10 protein-coding genes are annotated in these 5,384 nt (G+C 59.8%); 1 reads left to right on the forward strand and 9 read right to left on the reverse strand.

Going from position 1 to position 5,384, the window contains the following annotated elements; all coding sequences use genetic code 11:
• Positions 1–71 precede the first annotated feature (71 nt).
• The 9 genes from FW784_RS12370 to FW784_RS12410 all read right to left on the reverse strand — a co-directional run bounded on the left by FW784_RS12370 (position 72) and on the right by FW784_RS12410 (position 5,059).
• Positions 72–809, reverse strand: a complete 738-nt coding sequence (locus tag FW784_RS12370) for a TIGR02391 family protein (RefSeq protein ID WP_149353642.1) — start codon at positions 807–809, stop codon at positions 72–74.
• Positions 810–870: 61 nt separating this feature from the next.
• Complete coding sequence (locus tag FW784_RS12375) at positions 871–1,308, reverse strand: hypothetical protein (RefSeq protein WP_149353643.1); 438 nt, start codon at positions 1,306–1,308, stop codon at positions 871–873.
• 116 nt (positions 1,309–1,424) lie between these two features.
• Complete coding sequence (locus FW784_RS12380) at positions 1,425–1,613, reverse strand: YodC family protein (protein WP_149353644.1); 189 nt, start codon at positions 1,611–1,613, stop codon at positions 1,425–1,427.
• Complete coding sequence (locus FW784_RS12385; RefSeq protein WP_149353645.1) at positions 1,594–2,217, reverse strand: hypothetical protein; 624 nt, start codon at positions 2,215–2,217, stop codon at positions 1,594–1,596. Before FW784_RS12385 ends, FW784_RS12380 begins: the two co-directional genes overlap by 20 nt.
• Before the next feature lie 57 nt (positions 2,218–2,274).
• The gene (locus tag FW784_RS12390; RefSeq protein WP_149353646.1) at positions 2,275–2,643 is read right to left on the reverse strand and encodes a hypothetical protein; all 369 of its coding nucleotides are present in this window, start codon (positions 2,641–2,643) and stop codon (positions 2,275–2,277) included.
• Between the two features lie 57 nt (positions 2,644–2,700).
• The gene (locus FW784_RS12395; RefSeq protein ID WP_149353647.1) at positions 2,701–3,243 is read right to left on the reverse strand and encodes a hypothetical protein; all 543 of its coding nucleotides are present in this window, start codon (positions 3,241–3,243) and stop codon (positions 2,701–2,703) included.
• Positions 3,244–3,540: 297 nt separating this feature from the next.
• Positions 3,541–3,957: a hypothetical protein gene (locus FW784_RS12400; RefSeq protein WP_149353648.1), complete on the reverse strand. Its 417-nt coding sequence runs from the start codon at positions 3,955–3,957 to the stop codon at positions 3,541–3,543.
• Between the two features lie 82 nt (positions 3,958–4,039).
• Entirely contained in the window at positions 4,040–4,354 is a 315-nt protein-coding gene (locus FW784_RS12405) for an SHOCT domain-containing protein (protein ID WP_149353649.1), read from the reverse strand.
• A gap of 153 nt (positions 4,355–4,507) precedes the next feature.
• Positions 4,508–5,059: a hypothetical protein gene (locus tag FW784_RS12410; RefSeq protein WP_149353650.1), complete on the reverse strand. Its 552-nt coding sequence runs from the start codon at positions 5,057–5,059 to the stop codon at positions 4,508–4,510.
• A gap of 136 nt (positions 5,060–5,195) precedes the next feature.
• On the opposite strand from FW784_RS12410, the gene FW784_RS14675 reads away from it, so the two are divergent.
• Positions 5,196–5,384 (forward strand): hypothetical protein (locus FW784_RS14675; protein ID WP_205123624.1); only part of this gene is annotated, 189 nt, incomplete at its 3' end.

Genomic DNA, 5,384 nt, shown 5'->3' on the forward strand with positions numbered 1-5,384 from the left:
AAAATCTGCACTACGGGGCCTAACACCTGAGTTAAGCCGCGCCGCGAAGCGGCGTCGGCTTGGACGAATTGTTAGGCGCGCTGCCGTAGAGCAGCACGCTGATCAACGATTTTTAGCAGATGAGAGGCGAGCATGAGCATTTCGCGGGCCTCCGGTGCTGACAGCGCCACATGCCGGTGGGATGACGGGTTCTTGTAGCTGCCAATGGAACCGCCCATGAGATTCATAAGGGCGACGCGCTCACCTTTCTCAACGGCCAAATCCGTAAGTGGCCCGTCCTCCGGATTGAACGCCCGGGCCGCCAGGGAGGTGCCGAGAAGATCATGACCCAAACCGGCAGCCGTACGAATCGCAACCTCAAGCTCTTTGAACGCCTCAAACACTGCGGTATCGAAGCGAGACTGCAAGAACAGCGGATGTGCGTTTACCAAGAGGGTCGGATGCAGAAACTCTGCCGGGAGCTGCTGATTATGGACAACCTGCCTGAGCCCGACCCGATCTGACACCTCGCTTGCGCGCCTTGTTGGCTGGTACCAGTCATTGCTTTGCAGGGGATTTGGGCAGATGAAGCCGTTAGCTTCGAGCCATGACCACGCGGCGGAACAGGCAGTTGCGACCGCATAGTTCGAGTTGCCGTGCTGATCGACGAACTCTCCCGCGGCATGCCGGCAAAAGTTGCCTCGGTGCCAGAGCTGGGCCTGCATCTGCCCGGCCGCTAAGAGTGCTTCCAGGACGTAGCCCGCCAACTCACTCGGATGGAGGGAGAGGACCGTTTCCGCATTTGGAACCAGCGACCGCAATGAAGTCATTTCAAGCGCCTAACACCTGAGTTAAGCCGCGCCGCGAAGCGGCGTCGGCTTGGACGAATTGTTAGGCCCCAGCCGACGAGCGGCGGTGAGCCTGTGCGTACGCGATGGCTTCTGTCAAATGGTCGAAGTCTGCTTCACCGAAGCTGAAGTACTCATCGTTGTAGGTGATGCCAAAGTGAGAAATCTGAGCTTTTTCATCTTCTGTGAGTGGTCGACCGATACTTGGCGGCACTACCTTGAGGGTCATCTTGGGGTTCATGTACCGATCAAGGAGCCACAGGAACGGCATCGCCAGCGGGAGGACCCACAACGTTGCGCGACCCTTTCCTAGATCGCGAAAATGTACGCCCGGTTCCGCAAACAAGTGGTCGTATGCAAGTCCGGTGAGGTACATGCATACCGCAATGCCGAGCATGAGCAGCGCGGCGTAAGCGATTCGGGACCGAGCAACGACGGTTAGCCTTGCGCCGCAGTTGATGCAGCGCATCGGCGCGCGCATGTCGACCAGCCTTGCAGGGAAGGGCTGTTTACAAGCTGGGCAGCTACACGGCTTCATCTGGGGCCTAACACCTGAGTTAAGCCGCGCCGCGAAGCGGCGTCGGCTTGGACGAATTGTTAGCCCTCTGCCGCACGTGAGTAGAGCTCCAGCGAATCCGGGTGGAAAACATCTTCCAGTTTCTTGCTGCCATCAAACCACACGCACATGACTCCGGGGTTCGCGACAACGTATTCGCCGATGTTCTGAACAGTCATATGCGGGCCGCCACTTCGCAGCTGCACTACATCACCGATCTTGAATTTCATCTTGATCCTCCGTTCCTAGCAGCTCAACAAAGAAGTATTCGAGTCTTTGCTCCAAAAGGCGGTGGCGTCGTAAAGCGTCTCGCTGTGCGATGTGATTCGGGTCGCCGACTGGGTAGTTGATACCCTTTCTTCGGTCAATTTCCCCCGCGTAGTAGCTCAGGAGCGCATTGATTGTTGCCAGCTTGGCGGAAGTCGCCGCGGCTTCCGCCTGCGCCTTCAATGCCTTTTCCGAGAGTTCCTGAGCCTGAGCAGATCGCTTTAGCTCCGACCGAGTTAGTTCGAGTTCTCTGCGCGACAGCTCTAGCTCTCGGGACGAAATCCCGAGCTGTTTGGCCTGCAGGACGATCGTGACCGCTAGGAGCGCGATTGTTAGGAAGGCCAGAAGCGGGTTGGCTACCCCGCCAACATAGTTTCCGAACGTAGCCCAGTCTTGTGGGTCGTGGCTTAGGCCAAAGCGTGCGTAAACCCAGGCGTAGCTTCCGAAGGCTGCTACGACGACAAGCAGCGCGAGGACTAAGAAGCCTGCGACGGTCAGCGAGGGCACATTCGCGCGTGTAGGTGCTTTTGGCACGGTGAGCGATCCTTTATCGCTGAGGGCTAACACCTGAGTTAAGCCGCGCCGCGAAGCGGCGTCGGCTTGGACGAATTGTTAGGCCGCATTCTAGCGACCCGCAATTGCCAAGGCTTCGGCTCGCGAAAGTGGACCATTGATTTCCGGATCCGTGCAGGCAGCCAGATCATCCGAGACCGACTCCCCCAGGATATGCACGCGGTCGGAGAGCTGGATTGCATCCGCGGTGTAGGCAAGTTGCGCGGCGGATAACGCACCCGCCGTGTACAGCCTGCACAGAGTGGCTAGTTCTGGGCGACCGAACTCCAGTGCGGCATCTTCTGTGACTACGACTGGGGCCGAAGCCCCGCCCTTTGCAAGAGCAGCGGTATGTATGGCCAATTCCGGCTCGAGCTCGAGGCCGTACTCGGCAGCAGGCAGTTCGCCGTTGAGGAGCTTTGCGAGCGATGACAGCTTCATGCGGCCTAACACCTGAGTTAAGCCGCGCCGCGAAGCGGCGTCGGCTTGGACGAATTGTTAGACCGCTGCCTGCTCATCTTCCGGCCGCAGCGGCGAGTAAGACCATGAGAAGGATTCGACCAGCTCTTTCGCCATCTGGTCGCATTCGGCATGGTAGTTGTGTTGGTGGATTACTTCTACTTTCGGGTTGCCTGGGCGGAAGCCCATCGCATCTAAGACCCCGACAAAGCGATCCAGCGGCCCATACGCATAGATTTGATCGTGACGATCCCATACGACCGTTGCGCCTTCTCCCGGCGAGTGCGCCCAGAGGTCATAGCGCGCGTCCGCAGACAGGAACGGCCGGAACCGCAGCAGAAAGCTTCTGACTTGGTCCGCGGACAACGTTGAGCTCTGGTACCGCCCCTCCGCCGCCTCGCCCCGCGAGGTATGAAGTATGTAAAGCAGGAAGTATGGCGGCGCCATGCAGGTGACCAAGGCCTCAAAGACCTTGGGATCACTCTCGGGAACGCCCGCCATTAAGCGCTCGCCGCGCTCATAGAGCGGCTCATGGTGGTAAGCCACCCAGTTGCCATCAACCAGTTCGCCTAATCGAAACATCAGCGGTCTAACACCTGAGTTAAGCCGCGCCGCGAAGCGGCGTCGGCTTGGACGAATTGTTAGAGCCCACACGCCCGGATACCGGCCTGCTGCTCGACGAGGCCAAAGTGTTGCACGAAAGGCGATGCTTGGAATGGTGCGGCGAAGCCGGAAGCCGGCGAGCGCCACGACAACGGCCCAGATGCGACAGCGACGCGCGATGCAGCCCGCGAATCCAGCCGTGAGCCAGAGCAACTCATACGCGGCAGAACCATTCAAACGCCCGACTTGTTCCCGGTGTGGGCGCTAACACCTGAGTTAAGCCGCGCCGCGAAGCGGCGTCGGCTTGGACGAATTGTTAGGCCGCGACCCTGAGCGTGCCGCAAGCTGGCCAAGCAGCGCACCCGTAATGTTCGCGGCTAGCGTGGCAGCAAGGGCGACCGCGTTGTATTGCAGCAGGCGAGGCAATGAAGCCTGACCCAGCGGCGCTGCAATGGAGTAGAGGGTAAACAGGATCAAACCCCAGACTGTGGCCCATGCCAGGACGGCGAAAGGGACGAACCGATGCTTGGCCACAAACCCGCCGACGAAGGTTGCCACGATCCAGACCGCTGGGCCGGCGACGGTGTCTGGAACGCCGTGTGCCAGTCCGGCTTGACGGGCGATAAAGGGGATAAGCCATGCAAGGGATAGCATGGCGGCTACGCCGGCGGCACACCTCATTCCGGTCACCATGTTCTCTCCTGAGCGGCCTAACACCTGAGTTAAGCCGCGCCGCGAAGCGGCGTCGGCTTGGACGAATTGTTAGGCCCTATGGCTACAGATCTCGCAGCAGCGCATTTCGTTTCTCCGACCACTCCGCCTCCGAGATCAATCCCTTAGCCTTCAATTCGTCGAGTTCTAGCAAACGAGCTGCGCTACGAGACTGAGTGGGCACGGCGGCCGCGCTGTTGTCAGGCGCGACTCGTACTTCGGGCGGCTTTGACTTTGCGCTAGAGGACGCTGCCACCCCAAGTATTCCGCCAATGATGGCACCGGCAAATGCGCCGACAAGAAAGCCAATGAAATCGTTGAGGAGGTAGCCGACGCCGCCGCCGATCAGGGTGAAAACGACCAGGACCGAATGAATCATCTGGTCGCCCGACTTGTCACGCTGACAATAGGGACAGACCTGTCCGTTGAACGGAATGTCTTTGCCACAGCCTGAGCACCGCATTGTCACCTCCGTGGGGCCTAACACCTGAGTTAAGCCGCGCCGCGAAGCGGCGTCGGCTTGGACGAATTGTTAGGCCCCATACCGTGACCGCACGCTGAGGCCGCTTGTGACTGCGGCAATATCTACCGGAGAGTGTGCGATCAACAGCGCGCCGAGGATGGAATCTGCACGAACGACAGCAACGCGTAAGCCATCGACACGCGTGATGACAAGGCCAGCATCGTAGATTGCGGATTCGCTCTCACCGACAGTGACGGACTCTAAAACCTCTACGGTGGCTACTGCCGCCTCGGCGCCTAGGTTCAGGCTGAGGTGGTCAAACCTGTAATGACCGCCATTCTTCGGCGGCTTTGGGTTGTACTTGATACCCCTGGGCTGCGCCGCGATGCGGGCAGTAAGGCAGTGATAGTCCAGCCACTCTTTGGGCGTATCACCCCAATCGCTCTCGAGAACGAAGAACCGCTTCTTGCCGAGCTGGATGGAGACCGACAGGACCTCGACGAGCGAGTTTCCGGCCTCGATGCTCGCGCTCTCGCTGAGCAGTGCCTGGATTCGCTGGCCGACCAGCGATGCAACGGCTCGTTCCGCTTCTTGGTCAAGACGCTGGATTGTCTGGTCCATGGGGCCTAACACCAGAGTTGACCCGCGCCGCGAAGCGGCGTCGGGTTGAACGACTTGTTAGAGCCCACACGCCCGGATACGAGCCTGCCGCTCCACGAGGCCAAAGTGTTGCACGAAAGGCGAAGCTCGGAATGGTGTGGCGAAGCCGGACGCCGACGAGCGCCACGACAACGGCCGTGATGCCTCAGCCATGCGCGATGCAGCCCGCGAACCCGGACGCAAGCTAGAAGAACTTGTATGCAACAAATCCATTCAAGCGCCGGACTGCTTCCCGGTGTGGGCGCTAACACCTGAGTTAAGCCGCGCCGCGAAGCGGCGTCGGCTT

Origin of the sequence: Cognatilysobacter lacus (assembly GCF_008274655.1) — a bacterium.
GTDB lineage: Bacteria > Pseudomonadota > Gammaproteobacteria > Xanthomonadales > Xanthomonadaceae > Cognatilysobacter > Cognatilysobacter lacus.

Bases quoted from the DNA above. Each gene is read 5' to 3' on its own strand.
- FW784_RS12370 (WP_149353642.1), bottom strand. From the start codon at position 809: ATGACTTCATTGCGGTCGCTGGTTCCAAATGCGGAAACGGTCCTCTCC.
- FW784_RS12375 (WP_149353643.1), bottom strand. From the start codon at position 1,308: ATGCGCGCGCCGATGCGCTGCATCAACTGCGGCGCAAGGCTAACCGTC.
- FW784_RS12380 (WP_149353644.1), bottom strand. From the start codon at position 1,613: ATGAAATTCAAGATCGGTGATGTAGTGCAGCTGCGAAGTGGCGGCCCG.
- FW784_RS12390 (WP_149353646.1), bottom strand. From the start codon at position 2,643: ATGAAGCTGTCATCGCTCGCAAAGCTCCTCAACGGCGAACTGCCTGCT.
- FW784_RS12395 (WP_149353647.1), bottom strand. From the start codon at position 3,243: ATGTTTCGATTAGGCGAACTGGTTGATGGCAACTGGGTGGCTTACCAC.
- FW784_RS12400 (WP_149353648.1), bottom strand. From the start codon at position 3,957: ATGGTGACCGGAATGAGGTGTGCCGCCGGCGTAGCCGCCATGCTATCC.
- FW784_RS12405 (WP_149353649.1), bottom strand. From the start codon at position 4,354: ATGATTCATTCGGTCCTGGTCGTTTTCACCCTGATCGGCGGCGGCGTC.
- FW784_RS12410 (WP_149353650.1), bottom strand. From the start codon at position 5,059: ATGGACCAGACAATCCAGCGTCTTGACCAAGAAGCGGAACGAGCCGTT.